The sequence below is a fragment of the Candidatus Magasanikbacteria bacterium genome, from assembly GCA_021648085.1.
Taxonomy (GTDB): Bacteria; Patescibacteriota; Patescibacteriia; order Magasanikbacterales; family UBA922; genus JAKITS01.
This window is the reverse complement of record JAKITS010000001.1, coordinates 18,978-36,922: the sequence shown is the minus strand read 5'-3', so window position 1 is coordinate 36,922 and position 17,945 is coordinate 18,978. Positions and strand designations below refer to the sequence as shown.

The following is a 17,945-nucleotide window of genomic DNA, read 5'->3' as shown; positions in this document are numbered from 1 at the left end:
TTATTTTTTATTTAAAAACTCCAATGAATTTACTATTTCTTGAAAATATTCATACGATAAATTGTATTTATTTTTAATACCATTTATATTCACATCATTTTCCACGTAATTATCCTCTAAAGTAAATTTAATTATTTTATCATCGATACAAAATAAAGTCTTTAATTTTGTATGATAACCATATTCAATACCACTTTCTCTTTTTACAAACTCGTCCACTCGTGCTGTTTTAATTTCTATATTATCTATTTTTTTTGTTTTAAATACTTGTAATCTAACATTTCTATCAAAACTACTATACAAATTTAAATTAAAAGTTATATCCTTATTAAGCAAATTAACATTGCACTTGTTATTACGATATGAATCCACTTCCAAAAGTATACTCAATCCATTTGGAAATATTCTACAAACATTAGGCTTATCTTTTTTTAAGCATTTTTTTTCTTCCAACTTAAAATAATTCTTTATAAATTCAATATCTTTAACATAAATAGAAGGTATATATTCCATCTCATCAGGAAACTCAAAAGAGAAACCGTGGGTTTTATTTATATATTTTTGTTTTGGACCTTCTAGGTCTATTATTTCTATATCTAACTCTTCTATTACGACTTCTTGTTTTTCTTCTTGAACTTCTTCTATCTCCTCATTTTGCACTGTGAGTAAAGTAAACAATCCCCAAATTAAAAATGGAACTATTATAATTGTTAAAATAATTTTTAGCTTTTTGTCTGACATATTATTCAAAAGTTAGGTTTGATGTGTAAACTGGTGAATAACACGCTTTACTTCCACCTTCTTCTTGCCAATCTTCACTATAACCACAACAACAACTCCAACTTGTTGGAAGTTTTGCAGAGTCCGTTGTCCACTGTCCACAAGCTGGCGCCACCTCCTCCAAATTGTTTGCAGTCCAAAGCGTTGGTGATCCATAACCCTCTCCATTTTCTTCGCAAGTTAGTAAATCCCAACATTGAAAGCGCATATCATCTGAACATACAGCAAGCTCGGCTTTTACAACTGGTTTTAAATTCTTTTCAATAGGTTTTTCTATTTTTTTTTCTACCTCTTTTTCTATATACACCACTTTTTCTACTATTTTCTCCACAATTATTTCTTTTTCTACAACTTCAATATTTTCTATAGTGGAGGTTACTATTTCAATAATATCTTCTTTTGGTTTTTCTTCTTCATCGTTTTTTTCTGTTTCTACTACTACAACGCTATCAACTTCCTCACTTCCCCACTCTTCCACATCTTGAAAAACATTAAACAAAATAAAAATTCCTCCAATTATAAATGCAGACAATAAAACAAATAATATAATACCACTTTTTTCTTTAAACATATTTTTTAAATTAAGCTAATTCTATCTAAGCATCTTTAGTGTTTTGTGTCAAAGAAATGGTGTTGGCGGAAGTAAACTTGAAGACAATAAAGACACTGTCTTTGTGATTGGAATAACAACTCCGATTGCCAGAAAGCTTTTACTAAAGGAAGTTGGAGAAGTTATAGAACTTTCTGTAAGAAGTACTATCTGTGAGTGGGAAATTCTAGAAATCAAGTAGAGAATAGGGAGGAATCACGTGTACACAAACAAAGTTCTATAATTTTGTAGTTATTGAAGGTGTCGACGGAGTTGGAAAAACCACACTAGCTAAAAAACTTGAAGAAGAGCTTGGTTATTATTACTTATACACAATGCTAGAATTATTTAAAAGTATTAGACTACGAGTGGAGTTGCTAAAGTATCCAGAAGTACGATTTTACTTCTATATTACATGTGTTATTGCGTTTCAAAAAGAATTAGCAACATTATTAAATGCAGGACATAAGGTATTTGCTGATCGTTATATATACTCGATAATAATAATGCATAAAGTTATGGGTGTTATTGTTGATTGTGTTGATATCAATTTACTTCCTATAATAACACCTAACATAAGTATACTACTTACCTGTGACCCACGAGAACGAAATAGAAGAATTTGGAAACGCGAAATTAAAAAACAAAAATATACCCATCTAGATGAGTTTGTATTAAATAGAGCACAATTATATTTCATGTCTCTTAAAAACGTGTTTTATGTAATAGATACAACGAAAAAGACTGAAGAAAGTGTTTTCAATTCTGTTAAATCAATATTGAATGAACAACAGCAAAAAGTAGGTGTATTATGAAAAATATACTGTCTGAACTTGAGAAACAAGGTAGGATTGTATATAAAGTATTGAAAACAATTCGTGTTAAATTGCACACACCTTGTCAATTTAGTTGTCATTTTTGCCACATGGAAGGCAATCAGTATTCAACACCCATAGATGATATAGAAAAATTGATAACTATTCTTGATAAGTTTAGACGAGAAATGAATATTAGCGAAGTTCATTTTACTGGTGGTGAGCCTTCAATTCATCCAAACGTAATTAAATACATAAAAAGATGCAAGCAAGAAGGTTTTGATGTAAAAATGACCACAAACGGAGTAACTTATCTTGATCGATATCTTGAATGCATTGAAAGTGGACTGTCAAGCTTAAATGTTAGTTTGCACACATTAAATCCTACTTCTTTGTCTAATACAATGGAACCCCCACGCTCCATTAGATGGGGTCAGAAGACAATTATTACTACACAATTTCTTTTTTTAAAAGAAATATCAAGTTTGATATCTGTTAAGGTTAATACATGTGTTGGCTCAAATGAACTGGATGCACTCGAAATTGCAGAATTCTGTGAGACTAACAATTTAGAGTGGCGTGCCATGAATCAATTGGGTATTCCAAAGGAATCGTATGCTTCGTTAAGTAGAATGAGTACGACACTAAAAGCAGTTCCTGTAGAAGCTATTGTAACAAATGGAAGCTCCTCTTTCTCAATAACCATGAGAGTAGAAAGTGGCTTTATCTTTAAAATAAAATTAATTAGACCTTTCATGCTTGCAAGTATTTGTAATAACTGTTCACTTGAGCAAAATGGTGAATGCCATGAGTATGTTTATGGACCAAGATTAGAAAAAGAAGGTGACAGGCTGAAGGTAAGAAGTTGTTTGCATAGGCAAAAAGAACCTTTTGTATTACCTTTTGAAGATTTTTTTCAGCATAGAATTTTTTCTGAATTTAAAGAACACCTCTTAAAGAAATAAAGTAAAACCGTTATGCATATTACATATGGCGGTTTTTTTATTTGTCTTTTATTGTAAAGTGATTTAAAATTATACATATACTCAATAATCAAAATAAATATGGAAATAGAAATCAGAGCTAAAATAAAAGAAAGTAATGCAATTAATCTTGTAAATAAATTGAAAGATTTAAATGCAATTTTTTCTCAAGAGTCAAGACAAATTGACATTTATTTTAAACATGTGTCTGATATAGACAGAAATTTAATTCTTCGCATTAGAAAAACAGAAAATGGCAATCAACTAACTTTTAAATCTAAATCTAAAAAACATGATACAGCATGGCCAGATGTTGACTTAGAATTAAATGAGCCTGATGAGTTAGAAAGTATTTTAAAAAATAATAATTATGTTGAAGTTGTTAAGATAGAAAAGACAAGGAAAACATATATGTTAAACTCATTTGAAATTAATATTGATTTGATAAAAGATCTTGGTTATTTTGTTGAGATAGAAGGCAGGGGTAACGAGGATGATAGAAAGCAGATTGAACAAAAAATAGAAGAACTACTCCTTAAGTTAGGTACTAGTCCTACAGACATTATTAAAGAGGGGTATGTGCCTTTAATGATTAAATCGCAAACTTTATAAGTAATACTTTTTTTAGATAAGTCACCATCATAGTTTTTTTACTGACTACTACTATCCAGAAGCAAATCTTAATATATCTTATATGTAATTATTAAAGTTTATGTATTTTTATATAAAAATAGTTTACATTTGTAGATTTTGGATTCCCAGTCGAGCTGAGAATGACGAAAAAAAACTTTATACTTTATGGACTTTATAAACTTTCGACCCCCCCTGTCCTGTCATCCTCAACTTGATTGGGGATCCAGTTTTATTTAACGTTTTACTGTTTTTAACCCTGGATTCCCGATCGAGCCGGGAATGAAAATGCAGGTTTTCTAACTTTTCACTTTACAAACTTTATAGACTTTTGACTTTTTTGAAGACTTTTTACTCCAAAAACCTTGACAAAAGTAGTAAAATATGCTATATTTTAGTAATAGTTCATTTACATTTAGCCCCGAGAGGGGTTATTTACAAAAACGGAAAAACCCACAAGAATTGTGGGAAAACAAAGGAGAAAATCATGAAACATCAAAAAGGACATCCTTTTTACTCGAAGCATCGCCGTGTCCCCTCCGTAGCCGTTGTGGCTTTGGAGGCTAGTTACCCCTTTACGATTTGGCTAATCGGTTGCATTTTTACTATGCTTTTTGTCACAGTGATGAGCGTATTGCTTGCTGGCTGTGATAATGCAAACCCACCTACCGATATGGTAGATGGTTCGGATGTTGCCAACGAATTTGTTGGTGATACCGCCGACGCGACCGAAATCGATACTACAAACACGACTAACGTGGATGTGGTAGAGGATGAGGTTGTGGTTAGCCCTTGTGCTGATTATGAATGGTTGAATAATAACTTCTGGTGTTGTCCAAATGGTGGACAGTGTGAGTGGAGAACTTGTTCTATAAATGAAGTTGACGGAGAATGTTTGGTGTTTTGTGAGAAAACACTAAACAATAAACCTGTTGACTCTCCACTTGTAATTTTTTCTCCGCCAGACTCCTTTTCTCTCGTAAATTCAGATGGTAATAATAAAGGAACTTGTTCACTTTAACAAAAGAAATTACTTACTTTAACAAAAACCCCACTTCATTCGAAGTGGGGTTTCCTTTTTATTAATCTTTTTTAGGAGGAATTATTATTATTTTATTTTTATAATACGTCCAAACTTCACTATTACCAAAATCACAATCAAAATTATCATCATTATATTGACCTGTTCCATCACTTGTATTACACCAACCCCAGTTATCCAAAACCTGAACTTTTGGTTGGAATACACACACATAATCATTTGCACCAACACCAAATTTAGATAATTGATCTCTTTGTCCTGATGTAAAGTTTGCAACTCCACCAATCTCTCCAGAAACTAATGTCCAATAATCTTTTCCTTCGTCTTCTGGCCCACAAGTATAACTATGTCCAAATTCAAAATACCCTTCTTCACAAGCACGAGATGATGAACCAAAATTATCACTAGCTCCTATATCTCTACAAGTATTATCACTTGAACAATCAGAATCTTCTTGACAAGTAAGACCTGTCTTAATATATTCTATATCTGAACGTGTAGCCTTATTTACACATACTTTTACATTTTCTGCAGTTTCACCACCACAAAATGGTTTTTTATTTTTATAAAAACCCATTTTATTTTCATTTGTAATTAGACTATTATCACTCCAATCTACCATTATTCTTCTTATTGGCATTCTATTGTCGTCCGCCCAAGCAAAAAAGTTTAAGGAAACAGATTTATTTCCAACTCCAATTATAGAATCTGTCTCACCGTTTTTATCTTTGTCTTCATCTGGAAAACCATCGCCATTATAATCTAACAAAGTTCCATTTTTTCCATTTACTGTTATTGAGTTTTTTTCTGCACCAACACAGGTCTGACTTTTTCCATTTATATTAAAACATTTATCAGGATTAAGTGAGTAAATCTGAGGTGGATATAAATCTCTAAGTTCACTTGTAATTAATATTTCTTTATCCCAATTTGAATCCAATTCACTTAAGCCTTCTTCAATAGAAGGAGTAAATATTTTTGCAAAAATAGCTTGTATAGCATCTTTACCAAATTCATAACCAGCAGGTGCAAACCTTGCTGAGGCTTCTGATAATTTACTTGTTAAAGAGTCTGGATAACCTACATTGTTTAAAGCTAAACAAGCATAATTTTTCAAATCAAATACAGTAAAATTAGAATAATCACACATATATGGAACACCTTTTATAGGATTATTCAAAACATATTTTTCTGTGAAATCCCCACTTCCATCATATTTATTCAAATTATTCATTGAAAGCAAAGTAGATCCAAAAGGTTGTAATAATGTGCTAAGAGTAATTTGTCTATAAGGGGTTACAAATCTATTTTCCCTAGCATACTTCCAAACCCTATCTGTCCATGCTTTATTTGTAGTATCTTCATCTGGATTATAAACAGAGGTAAATTCTGTACAATAATCATTTAATGTTGCAATTGTCGCAAGTTGGATACCTGCCGTTCCACTACTTTTAGTTGAATTACACCATTTAGAAATATATCCCAAAAATTCTCCACCTCTATTAAAATCCATTCCAATTGCCAAATAACCACCCTGTCCATCTACGCATCCTGCAGAAAAAGGATCTTGTGTACTATTTAATGGTGGTCCATTTTTATTTACAAAAACAGGTAAAAATCTTTCACCTTTTCTTCCAATATCTTCAAAAAATACAATAACATATCTTCTATTTATTTGATTTCTAATTCCGTTTACTTCTGGATTATTATAATTTAGAATAAATTCATTGTTTACATAATCGCAATAAGAAAACAACCCACCACATTCCGAAGATGAACCTGTTCTTTCTAACACATAAGACCAAGTAACTCCCAAATTATCATCCAGCATTAAATTTTTTGAATAATGACTACCTAACGCTTGAGAAACTCCAGATTTAAATATAGATTCATTATTTGGTTTATTGTCCTCTAATCTTTGTTTTAACTCTTTTATATTTAAACTAAAATCTGTCGTTAATAACGCAGGTGTTATCCCCTGTTCATAATTATTAACATGTTTTAAGCCAACAAAATAAACTTTTTCAAACTCACTTTCTATTAAAGTTTTTTGTATAGGAGATATGTATAAATCATCTTCTAATCCAGCAGTTTTTTCTGCCGACATTGAATCTGTGAAAATATTTCTATCATCATAAAGATCATCGTTCGCTCCTGTTTTAAATTGAGTATAATAATAATATTCCATTCCAAGAACAGTATCATCCCAAATTCGTGGTGAATGCATAGCAACTCCTGCTGTATTATAAACTTGCGGAGCAAAGAAATATTGTTTATATGGATCTGTTGTGTCTTTATCACCACTTGCCCGACCACTAAAACCATTGCCATTTAATTCCAATCTTAAAATTCTTGCATTTGTGTTTATATATTTCCAAGCCCATGATTGCATAAGTGAATAAAAGTTTTCTTTTCCATTTGAATCACTTGTTTTATTTACATAATTTTCTATATAAGGATGTGTAAAATATGTAAAACCTGAAAAAGAATCAATATATGGGTTTTTTACTGCTTTTCCTGTTTTTAAAAAAATATTATCAAATTTATCATTATTTGAAGGTGGATTGAGTTCGCCACTAATAGAATCCAAATCACCAAAGTTCTTAAAAATATACATACCCTCATCATACTCCCCAGCACCACGAGATGTACTTTGAGTACAATAAACTTCTCCACCACCATTTGGTGCGTCATATTCTGGGACTGGGTAGTAGCCAGCTTCTGGATAATAATTGTGCAAATCTATTTTAGAAGCAGAAGCGTCTACTGGAAGCCAAGTTAAACAAGCGTACTCGCCATTTCCAATAGGTCTAGACAAGTCATACTCAAGACAGAAACCACGAAGACCAATACGACGCTCTGTGTTGAATCTTTTTATACAACTTCCATAACTTGACAATCCCTCATCACTAAGAATACTACAATCTGAATTATAATTACACGGATTACCACCTAAACTACCGCTTGCACAAACACCGCCCGGGATTTCTTGATCACTTTTTGTTAATGGCCAATAATCTACAACAGACCCACCGTAAGAAACTTTTTTGTACTCACAACTACACTCTCCGTCTTGGCAAGTGTTTGCGCCGCTGAATACACGTTTTTTGTCTGTTATTCGTTTTCTTGTTGCAGAAACTCCATTTGTAATAAGTGTTTTATATGAATTTACAACAATATCAAAACCAAATGGACTATCTTTTTCTGGGAAACTTTTACAAATTCCAACATCTAATGTCTCTAAAACCAATCTACTATTTCTAAAACTTTTTTCATTTTTCTCTTCTATGCCACCAATAAATGCACCATCCGTAGGTTTTATACATTGACCATTATCAGTACAAATACCCCCATTTGTAAGACCACAAACCTGGAACTGTTCTTTTTTTACACCATTCAAAACGCAACCAAACTGCTCAAAACTAGGAGCTGGTACAAATTCATATCCCAAAAACAAACTATCTCCAAACTCATCGTCTAATTCTTTATCCGCATCATCACTTAAATCGAAATCTACATATACAAAATCTTGAACTGGGTATTTATTAAGAAGTGAATAACCCGTATATTCATTGTCGTACCAAGAAGTTCCTCTTACAACATACTCCTCTGGGCTAAGAGTTATATTTTCATTATCATCTCCAACCCAACTTATACAACCTACTCCCGGCAGAGATTCATTACACAAATCGTATTGATAACAAAGCTCTGTGCGAACTCCTTTTTCATCTGTAAAAGGTACAGAAGTTTTACAAGCTAGCCACTCTGAACATTCTCTATCTCTGTTTACTTTCAAAATTACATTTGTGTCTTTAACGCCGTCCATAACAGGATTTACTGGTCCAAATTTAGGATCTGCATCTTCACTATTTTTGTAAGTTTCTACAGAATTATATATTTTATTTGGATTGTCTGTTTTATCAAAAAGTACACAGCCGTCATTTTGACTAACTTGCCCACCACACTCACCAGATTGATCTTGCATTTTTTCGTCGTAAACTACAAAGTATGATTTACCGTCTGCATTATTTGATGTGTCTGCAGGATCTACAAGTTCTGTACAAGCATTATATTGCTGTTCACAAGCTCCTACAAAACCGTCATAATTTACAGATTCATTGGACCAAATTCCAAGCTCTCCACCTTGTTTTATATATCCATCGTAGCAAGCAGTAGAACCTACATTTTCACAAATATTAGTATCACCACTACAATCGTCATCCACCTTACACAAATCTCCATTTCCAGAACTACAGGAACCGATTCCGTCCAAAAACCAACCATAGTTATCACTTCCTGAAGCTCCTATACTTTTGTATACACAAACACTTCCTCCTGTTATTTTTGGATCTACAAAGTAGCTAATATTTTTGTCTGATCTAAATTCCCCACAACCAACTTGGTCTGATTGGCACAAAGTTTCTTGATAATTGTTTGGATTACTCAATACAAATTGCTCACTAAACTCAAAAGCTTGAGGTTGGTTAGAAGGTAGAATGTGTGATTCCAGTGCAACTTCCTGACAACCAAGTTTTTGAGGTGAACATTTATATTTTTGACTATTTGTAAGGTAAATAGGATTTTCTATTGAAGTGTCTGCTGGAATTATTACTGTTGTTTCCACTCTAACATAGTCTAAATCACCAATCTCAATATGGGATGGGACAATAATTTTTGAAATATAACAACCGTCTTGATCAATATCCACATTACACGATCCAATATTTATTTTCTTTTGAATTTGTGTATTATTTCTATCCGAAGTTGGCTCATCGACAGAAATAGTACACTCACCCACACCACCTTCGCACCAAGCATTGAAAATTTGAGCCAATTCTGAATCTTGTCCTTCGGTAGTATTGAAAGTGTCTAAAAGTGGTTCACATCCTACAGCTTCTACTCTACATAAATTTTCAAAACCTGTGGCATAGTAGGTAGTTCCAAGTTGATCATTGAAAGCCTCACAGCCAAGTGCGAACCCTGGCAATGAATCCTCTGGAGTATTATCACAAGAAAGAGGAACATTGTATCCTTCTGAAGTTTGCCATGAATCTTTTACCAAATATGTAAAATCATTTACTTTTGTAAGTCTCGCGTTATCTATAAAATATACACCCAAAGAAGTACTACCTATTGCACTTCGTGTAAATTCTATGTTTGCAACACCTGCTCCCTTGAATTCTACAGGCCCAAGTTTGTATTCTTTCCAATTGTCTCCAATTGAAACCAGTGCAGTTGAATTTGTAATTGAGTTTACTGTAAAAGATACTCCTAAACCTGAGTCATCTTTCATTATAATATCTAAATTTTGCGGTACTCCGCGAGACCAAAATGAAAGCTCGTAAAAAGAATTTGGAGTTATATCACCTGCGTCAAACTCACGAGATATAATATCTGAATTTACCTGCAAAGAATGAAGTCCAGCTTGAGTAGCCTCTCCAACCACACTTAGACCTGTACCATCTGAACTGTCCCAACCTTCGCGTGCTGAGAGAAGTGCATTTGGTGAATTATCAAAAGGCTCAAAACTATCGAACATTATTTCTCTGATATTATTTCCTGCGTTTCCTACATAAGCCCTACAACCATTTACAGAAACTGGACAAGAGTTTGATTCGCTAGGACTAGAAATAGTTTGATAGATACAAGCTCCATTTTCATAACTTCCACCATTGAAACAACGCTCACAGCTTGCACCGTCCCAAACTCCATTTTTTAGATCACAAGAATTTTGATCACCGATTGTATTATCCACAAACAGTCTTGACTCTGTTTTTCTAATTTTATGACAAGAGTTGGAAACTGTAATAGTTTTTGCAAAAAGCCTATAAAATACTTCACCTTCATCATCATAAAAAGCCCTACAATCTTCGTCTGCAGAATCTATACTAAAAGGATCGTTTATTAAAATGTTATAGTTTTTTTCATTACAAGATTTGTAATTGTTTTTTAATGATTGTGCTGTATCATCTGAATAAGCTGGTGAACCAACCACCAAATCATTTTTAGCATTTGCAAATAATGATAAATTTTGAATATAGGAATTTCTAGCATCATCTATTGGTGATAGATGATGAACTTTTAACACAAAACCTTCTGAAACTGAACCTTCCCAAGAATAGAAAACCTTGTCATTTCCACTATCTGGTTTTTCACATTGTTTGAAATCACTATAATACTCCAAAGTTTCTCCTCCTGCTGAACCAGCTTCAATATTTGTAAACTCGTCACAGCCTGCATATTGAGCAGAACAGACATCTCCATTTGTTGGGATGAGATAAAGTGGGTATTCCTCTGGTGCAAAAGATGTGGACTCTTGTCTAAAAGTATCATAACCTACACATTCGCTTGCACAAATATTGTTGCCAATTACACCAGAAAGTTCTGGACCACCCGCAAGCGGAGTATATAAATCACAAGCAACCTCCTCAGGAAGACAAACTTCTGCATAAGCATCACACTTATCATTGTTTGTAAGAAGTGATAAATCAGCTTTTGTTGTTGGCCAGTCTATTTCTGGTGTTGCAGGCTGTGTATCATAACAAGTTAGATAATCTGGAGCTTTTTTGAGATAAGTCAATCTTCCTTTTTCTCCTTCCTGATTTAAAGTATAAAAAGCACTACAACCAGCTGCATTTGCAGGACAAGTGGAAGCATTTATTTCACTTCCAAAATAAATTGTCTGATTTCTACCTAAATTTTTCAATCTAGAGCTTGCGTCTGCACTAGAAGTCCAAATGTCTCCAGACTTTTCTGTACTATAAGCACGACAACCAACACTTTCTGCTCTACACTCTCCATAATCAACAGTTCTAGAAAGATAAGAGTTTATCTCTCCGCTTTGCGCCACATAATTGCGACAAGTTGTGTATTCTGCCGGACAAGTCTCTCCTTCTATTCTCCAGACATTTTTTTCTTCTGTACAATAACCAAAATCACCGAGGCATTCTCCGTTCTCCCCTTCTGTCACACAAGTTGAGACATCTACACATTCTTCTTTTCTATTTGAAATATTACTATCCAAAAGTTCTGGTCCGTTTACCAAAGATTCACAACGAGTTTCTGGAATTTTTATTGTCCAATTTGGATCCACAAGATGACAAAATGGTTTTGCTATATCAAAAATAGCTTTACCATCTCCATCTCTGGTACAATCTTCAAAACCTGCCATTACTTTCCCAAGTGTCCAAGCCTGCAGATTGTCTGGGTCTGAGCGAAGAGCCGCAAGCTCAAAACCAACAGGTAAAACACGAACTTTTCTCAATTTTTGAAGGTTTGAATAACAAAATCCTTTTAGATAACAAGTCTTAACATCGTTGTGATCTAAAAGTCTTTTTGGTGAAATAAAAGGCTTATTTGGATCTAGCATTCCTTGGTCAACAGCTTCTTGTACTGTAAGTGGAGTACCTTGTTTTGCGATTTGTAAAATTCTTTGCATTCCACTATCTATTACACAATTGTTTAACCCAGGATTGTCTGGGCAAGCTGCAAAAATTGTTTCCAAACTATAAGCATTTAGCTGTTTTGTAGGAACAGAGGTAAAAAAGAAGCTAAATGCTGACTCTGCTGCACGGCGATAGTCTCCTAAACCTGCCGAACCAAATGAAGAAGAATCACCTATTGGAACTGGAAGCAGACCTTCTTGCATAATCTTTTTAAGCATTTGCGACGCAACATTGTTCAAGAAAATTCCAGAAGCGCCAATTACAACATTTAAAGCCTGAGAACCATAAAGACCTGCAACTTGAGTATTATTAATCTGTGCAAAACTTTTTCCAGTTAAACCTTCGGCCTCCTCACCTATTAAATGTGCGGGTGTGACAATAGCGCCTGAAACCAAATCTTTTACAGGCTTAAAACCATTTCCTTCTAACCGTTCATTTTTTGCACCTTCTGTATCTCGTGCAGCTTTTTTCCTTACCAAATCTATTGCTCCAAAAGCTATGCCAAAATCTGAATCTGCCAAATTGGCACTCTCCAAAAAAGCAACTTCAATTGGCGGAGCGTCCAAAATTCCTTCTAACTGATTGACTGTTTGGTAGTATGCATTTGACCAACCCTTTGACATTTTTTGCCAAGTACAAGCTGGTGGTGTTGGTGGTCCTATCTCTGGAAGAAGAAGATCTTGAATTCCTACATTTAGGAAAAATTTAATTTCGGTATTTGGTTCACACAAATTTATCCCATAATGATCTTCAAGCTCTCCAAGTGCAGCCATTGTACTTGCCTCAAAAGTTTTTTCTAAATAGCTACCAAATCCGTCTTGGAAAACTAAAGCACCCTGCCCACTTCCACCAGAGGTCACATATAAAGCCGTGTCGTAAGCAAGCTGATTCATAAAATGTGAAAAACCACCCATTAGTGCATTTAAACTAGCTTCATATATTGATTGCCAAGCCATCTCTACATAATCTCCCAAATCTGTCGTAACTACTACAGGATAACCAAGTTTAGAAGCAGCTTTATCAGCAGCTTCATTAACAACATCTCCAATAGGACTATCTCCTGAAAATTTATTTATAAAAGAACCAGCACTTTCCATAGTACCAGCTTTCACCGGCCCAGCAAAAAGTAAACCAATAAAGACTTGTGTGCTTATTACAAATCCTATTATTACTTTTCTTGCAAAACCTTGTGTTTTTTTAAACATATTATGGTGTGATATTTCCAGACTCCTCTGCTAGCATTTTCTCTACTAAACTCATTAGCGTTTGGTCATCTATCCCGTCTAATTGCTCTTGTGAAATTTGCCCAGTATCTAATAATAATTTTCTAACTTTTTCTGGATCTTGCAATATATTTTGTAGGTCTTCTATGCTAGTACCCCCTGTCTGCACCGCACTAGCATCTACAGAACCAATATTTTTTATTGGGCTTAGGTTTGTTGTGGAGCTTGCAATATAAACCTCTTCACAAACTTCACTTTCTGGACAGTTTGGGTCTGTGCCTGCAGTTATTTCTTCTTTATCACCAATTCCATCTGAATCTGTATCTGGTAAATATGGACTAGTCTCGTAAAAATATAATTCTTCATAATCATTTATACCATCTCTATCTGTGTCTATATTTTGAAGTTTTGTATTTTCATCTGATACACCTATTTTACCTTGATTGTTTTCAACTTTTACCACAAAAGGACTGTAAATAGTGTTTCTCATTTGCAAAAAACCCAAACCTACAACCAAAAGCGTGAACACAAACAACAAGACGAACCCCGTCTTTTGTGTACGATTTAATTTATTGTTTTGACCTTCTATATTATCCATGTTTTGAATAGGTCTTATTTATGTAATTATATTATAACAAAAAAACACAACTACCGACAATAAGGTAGCTGTGTATAACATAAAGAAAAGATGGATCATTGTCGCTTGATGTATCGAAAAGCTGTGCTTTTCTTGATGAATCACTAAACTTCGTTCAGTTTAATAGATCGCTTCGCTTGGATTGGAAAATGATAGAACAGGATAGGACTGGGCTGATGTTTTATTTTAATTATTTATATTTTAGTGATATTAAACCAAGATATTTCGACTTCACTTCGTTCCGCTCAATATGACGACGTATCTTGGTTTTTCGACTCCGCCTTGCTTCGCTCAATATGACGTATTTTTTCACACGTCATCCTGAGCGAAGCCGAAGGATCTCGCAACAGAATCACAAAAACGCAAAATATCCAAAGTTCTAATGATACTTTCACGAGATATTTCGACTCCGTTTCACTCCGCTCAATATGACGTATCTTGGTTTTTCGACTCCGTCCTGCCTCGTTCAATATGACGTATGTTGTGTTTTCGATTCCGCCTTGCTCCGCTCAATATGACGTATCTTGGTTTTTCAATTCCGCATTGCTTCGCTCAATATGACGTGTTTTTTATAAACTTTTTACTTTACAAAATTTTTCATTTTTTCAACCAAAACTTTCCATTCTCCCAAACTCAAATCTTGTGCTCTCACTTTTTCTGTTCCAGTTAAATCTTTTAAAATTTCTTTTATTCTTTCTCTTGGTAAATCTATAGTATTGCTTAAATTTCTCCAAAGCTGTTTTCTTTTACTTGCAAAACCTGCTTTTGCAAGCCTAAAAAACTCGTCTACATTTTCCACTTCTCCTATGTTTGTAATATGTAAAACTGCGGAATCCACCTTTGGTTTTGGCCAAAAAGAACCCGATGCGACTTTCGCAACAATTCTTGGATCACCAAAAAACTGAACAGAAAGTGCAAGCAAATTCATATTACCTCTTTTTGCCAAAATTCTTTGTCCAACTTCTTTTTGTACCATTATTGTTATACTTTTTGGTTTGTTTTCTAATTCAAAAAAAGTGCGCAAAATGTGTGAAGTTATTTGATATGGTAAATTTGCCATAACTTTATATTCTTCAATTTTATTTTCCTTCAAAAATATTGGCAATTTTTTTAAAACATTCCCCCAAATTATTTCTATATTTTTATTTTCTTTCTGTTTTTCTTCCCAATATTTTTCTAACTTTTTTTCTATTTCAAAAGCTATAACCCTTTTCGCCAACGGAGCAATCGCAAAAGTTAAAACTCCAAACCCAGGACCAACCTCTATTACAATATCATTTTTATCTAACTCTCCCGCCTCTACCATTTTTTCTATTGGATGTGGTGAAACCAGATAATTTTGACCATAAGATTTACTTGGTCTAAGTCCGCACTCTTCGCAAATTTCTTTCAATTTACTTGGTTTATATAAATCTGTGTCCATGTTTTAAGTTTATAAAGTTGGAAAGTTAATAAAGTAGAAAGTTAAAAACGTCATCCTGAGCGAAATGGAGCGAAGCGGAATGAAGTCGAACGGATCTCGCAACAGAATCATAAAAATGTAAAATATCCAAGGTTCTAATGATACTTTCACGAGATATTTCGACTCCGCTTCACTCCGCTCAATATGACGTATCTTGGTTTTTCGATTCCGTCTCACTCCGCTCAATATGACGCATATGACTTTTCTCTTTCTTTTAGTTAAATGTAAACGCTTCATCGCTCTATTCAACCAATTTCAGTCCTGCTGTTGTATACCTATTTGATGCATTCCAAAGCAACCAACCAGCATCGCTATACTTTTCTACCATATCTATTTGCGCACGAATTCTAGCTGCATTGTAAGTAGCACCCATATGAAAAGCTTGGATCCATGGGCGAGCTTGCGCGCGCTTACCTTCAAAATAAGGAGCTCCTTTTTTCATTCCATTTTCTATCACTGGTCCTGGATTTGCTGCTGGATTTATCAGTCCCAAATGCCCAGAAGGATAGTGAGATGGATACATCATAGGTGAAATATAATCAACATTATCCACAGCATCTTCCAATCTTTGACCGATTGAAAGTCCATTGTGGCGCTCCATTACAAAACCAAACATATCTATTGAAATCCAAGCTGACTCATCTTTTAACTCATCCCCCAAAAATGTATAAAATTCACGCATTACATCGTGTTTTTGTCTGTCGCCCAAATCATTGTAAATGGCTGCACGAATATTTCCGTCGGATGGAAAACGAACATAATCAAAATTAATTTCATCAAATCCCAAAGCAATGGATTCTTTTGCAATATCAACATTGTACTGCCAAACTTCTTTAACTGTAGGATCAACCCAAGCAAGACCTTTATGATCTCGCCAAAGCCAACCGCCATAACGCTTTATTGCCCATTCTGGTTTTTTTTCTGCCAAAATTGGATCTTGAAAAACTGTCTGGCGTGCTATTACATAAATTCCTTTTTCGTGAAGTTTTTCTATTATAGCTCGCAAATCTCCAACTCTGTCGTCCTCCAAACCCAACTCATTTACCATTTCAATATTACTATCATATAAAACTCTTCCACTATAATCTTTTGTATCAATTACAACTGCATTCAACTCTGTTTTTTCTAGCAAATCTATCATTGCATCCAACTTTTTTGGTGAGCCTGCTGAATATGCTGTTAGGTAAATTGCTTTTGCTTCAATTTTAATTGGTTTTTTATCCTCCTCTTCTACAATTTCACCTATTTTTTCATTTATTTTTTCTGTAAAAGAAGAGTTAAAATAAAAAGAAAAAGCAGTCAAAAAAGAACCCGCGATTAAAAGAATAGAAACTCCAAACCAAAATTTTCTAGATTTTAACAACTCTTTGTTAAAATATTTTTTACACTTGTCGCAATTGAACATATTAGAAAAGAATTAAGGATTAAGAAAAAAGGAGTTAATGTTTTATTTTAATTATTTGTGTTTTGGTTATATTGTATAGGGATATTTCGACTTCGTTTTACTACGCTCAATATAACGTTAAATGTGCGACAGATTAAATAAGAACAAATAGAACATTTGGAACTTTCTAATCCAAGCGAAGCCATTCATCAAGTACTAGCGATTCATCTTCACTTGTCCTTGTCTTAAAACTTCTAACTCACCATTTAACAATCTTATTATAGTTGAAGGACTCTCTTCTGGCAATTCTCCTGCATCAATTATTATATCTGGTTTATTTTCTTCTTTTTCAAAAATACTTATAATTTCTTGTGCGTCGTACGGATCATTTTGAGATGCCAAATTTGCAGATGTTGAGACAATTGGCTTTCCAAGTTTTTGTGTCAATTCTGCGACAAGTGGATGGCTAGAAATTCTAAATGCAAGAGTGTTATCACCTGCCACAACCCCAGACGCCAAATTGTGATTATTTTTTGTTGGCACTACAACTGTAAGCGGACCTGGCCAATATTTTTGTGCCAATTCATCCAATTTTTCACTCCATTCTACATATTCCATTGCCATATGAATATTTGGCATCACGACCAAAACAGGTTTTCCTTTTTGTCTTTGTTTAATTTTAAAAATTTTATTTACAGCTTCTTTGTTTGTAGCATCTACTCCAAAACCATATGAAGTTTCCGTAGGATAAACAATCACTTTACCACTCTGCAAAGCTTTTACTATTTCTTTTATTGAAATGTCTTTTTCTTTTATTATTTTCATATTTATTTTCACTTTGTAGTGAAGTAGTATATAATTTTAAAATCTTGTCTTCGATTCACATAACAGAAAACTCTATTCACGTCATATTGAGCGGAGTGAAACGGAGTCGAAACATCTCGTGACAATGTCA

At 33.8% G+C, this 17,945-nt stretch carries 12 protein-coding genes; 5 read left to right on the top strand and 7 right to left on the bottom strand.

The window, feature by feature from the left end:
* Together L3J07_00170 and L3J07_00165 are read right to left on the bottom strand one after the other, a co-directional pair.
* Entirely contained in the window at window positions 1-741 is a 741-nt protein-coding gene (locus tag L3J07_00170) for a hypothetical protein (protein ID MCF6276248.1), read from the bottom strand.
* A gap of 1 nt (window position 742) precedes the next feature.
* Complete coding sequence (locus tag L3J07_00165) at window positions 743-1,351, bottom strand: hypothetical protein (GenBank protein MCF6276247.1); 609 nt, start codon at window positions 1,349-1,351, stop codon at window positions 743-745.
* Between the two features lie 43 nt (window positions 1,352-1,394).
* Between L3J07_00165 and L3J07_00160 the strand changes: the two genes are divergently transcribed.
* The 5 genes from L3J07_00160 to L3J07_00140 all read left to right on the top strand — a co-directional run bounded on the left by L3J07_00160 (window position 1,395) and on the right by L3J07_00140 (window position 4,818).
* Window positions 1,395-1,571 (top strand): GreA/GreB family elongation factor, encoded by a 177-nt coding sequence (locus tag L3J07_00160; protein MCF6276246.1) that lies wholly within the window; start codon window positions 1,395-1,397, stop codon window positions 1,569-1,571.
* Window positions 1,572-1,623: 52 nt separating this feature from the next.
* Window positions 1,624-2,184 (top strand): AAA family ATPase, encoded by a 561-nt coding sequence (locus tag L3J07_00155; GenBank protein MCF6276245.1) that lies wholly within the window; start codon window positions 1,624-1,626, stop codon window positions 2,182-2,184.
* The gene (locus L3J07_00150) at window positions 2,181-3,149 is read left to right on the top strand and encodes a radical SAM protein (protein ID MCF6276244.1); all 969 of its coding nucleotides are present in this window, start codon (window positions 2,181-2,183) and stop codon (window positions 3,147-3,149) included. The genes L3J07_00155 and L3J07_00150 overlap by 4 nt, the downstream gene beginning before the upstream one ends.
* A gap of 99 nt (window positions 3,150-3,248) precedes the next feature.
* Window positions 3,249-3,779 carry a class IV adenylate cyclase gene (cyaB, locus tag L3J07_00145; GenBank protein MCF6276243.1) on the top strand — a complete coding sequence of 177 codons (531 nt, stop codon included), beginning with the start codon at window positions 3,249-3,251 and terminating at the stop codon, window positions 3,777-3,779.
* 625 nt (window positions 3,780-4,404) lie between these two features.
* Window positions 4,405-4,818 carry a hypothetical protein gene (locus tag L3J07_00140; GenBank protein MCF6276242.1) on the top strand — a complete coding sequence of 138 codons (414 nt, stop codon included), beginning with the start codon at window positions 4,405-4,407 and terminating at the stop codon, window positions 4,816-4,818.
* A 61-nt stretch (window positions 4,819-4,879) separates the two neighbouring features.
* On the opposite strand, the gene L3J07_00135 is transcribed toward L3J07_00140, so the two are convergent.
* From L3J07_00135 to L3J07_00115, 5 genes are all read right to left on the bottom strand, one after another.
* Window positions 4,880-13,489, bottom strand: a complete 8,610-nt coding sequence (locus L3J07_00135) for a hypothetical protein (protein ID MCF6276241.1) — start codon at window positions 13,487-13,489, stop codon at window positions 4,880-4,882.
* A 1-nt stretch (window position 13,490) separates the two neighbouring features.
* On the bottom strand, window positions 13,491-14,105 hold the full coding sequence (locus L3J07_00130; GenBank protein MCF6276240.1) for a thrombospondin type 3 repeat-containing protein: 615 nt from the start codon (window positions 14,103-14,105) through the stop codon (window positions 13,491-13,493).
* 619 nt (window positions 14,106-14,724) lie between these two features.
* Window positions 14,725-15,567 (bottom strand): 16S rRNA (adenine(1518)-N(6)/adenine(1519)-N(6))-dimethyltransferase RsmA, encoded by an 843-nt coding sequence (gene rsmA, locus L3J07_00125; protein ID MCF6276239.1) that lies wholly within the window; start codon window positions 15,565-15,567, stop codon window positions 14,725-14,727.
* Between the two features lie 280 nt (window positions 15,568-15,847).
* Window positions 15,848-17,011 (bottom strand): putative glycoside hydrolase, encoded by a 1,164-nt coding sequence (locus L3J07_00120; GenBank protein MCF6276238.1) that lies wholly within the window; start codon window positions 17,009-17,011, stop codon window positions 15,848-15,850.
* 195 nt (window positions 17,012-17,206) lie between these two features.
* On the bottom strand, window positions 17,207-17,815 hold the full coding sequence (locus L3J07_00115; protein MCF6276237.1) for a threonylcarbamoyl-AMP synthase: 609 nt from the start codon (window positions 17,813-17,815) through the stop codon (window positions 17,207-17,209).
* Window positions 17,816-17,945 lie beyond the last annotated feature (130 nt).

Excerpts from the sequence above, each read along its gene's own strand:
- L3J07_00170 (MCF6276248.1), bottom strand. The coding sequence starts at position 741 with ATGTCAGACAAAAAGCTAAAAATTATTTTAACAATTATAATAGTTCCA.
- L3J07_00165 (MCF6276247.1), bottom strand. The coding sequence starts at position 1,351 with ATGTTTAAAGAAAAAAGTGGTATTATATTATTTGTTTTATTGTCTGCA.
- L3J07_00150 (MCF6276244.1), top strand. The coding sequence starts at position 2,181 with ATGAAAAATATACTGTCTGAACTTGAGAAACAAGGTAGGATTGTATAT.
- cyaB (MCF6276243.1), top strand. The coding sequence starts at position 3,249 with ATGGAAATAGAAATCAGAGCTAAAATAAAAGAAAGTAATGCAATTAAT.
- L3J07_00140 (MCF6276242.1), top strand. The coding sequence starts at position 4,405 with ATGCTTTTTGTCACAGTGATGAGCGTATTGCTTGCTGGCTGTGATAAT.
- L3J07_00135 (MCF6276241.1), bottom strand. The coding sequence starts at position 13,489 with ATGTTTAAAAAAACACAAGGTTTTGCAAGAAAAGTAATAATAGGATTT.
- L3J07_00130 (MCF6276240.1), bottom strand. The coding sequence starts at position 14,105 with ATGGATAATATAGAAGGTCAAAACAATAAATTAAATCGTACACAAAAG.
- rsmA (MCF6276239.1), bottom strand. The coding sequence starts at position 15,567 with ATGGACACAGATTTATATAAACCAAGTAAATTGAAAGAAATTTGCGAA.
- L3J07_00120 (MCF6276238.1), bottom strand. The coding sequence starts at position 17,011 with ATGTTCAATTGCGACAAGTGTAAAAAATATTTTAACAAAGAGTTGTTA.
- L3J07_00115 (MCF6276237.1), bottom strand. The coding sequence starts at position 17,815 with ATGAAAATAATAAAAGAAAAAGACATTTCAATAAAAGAAATAGTAAAA.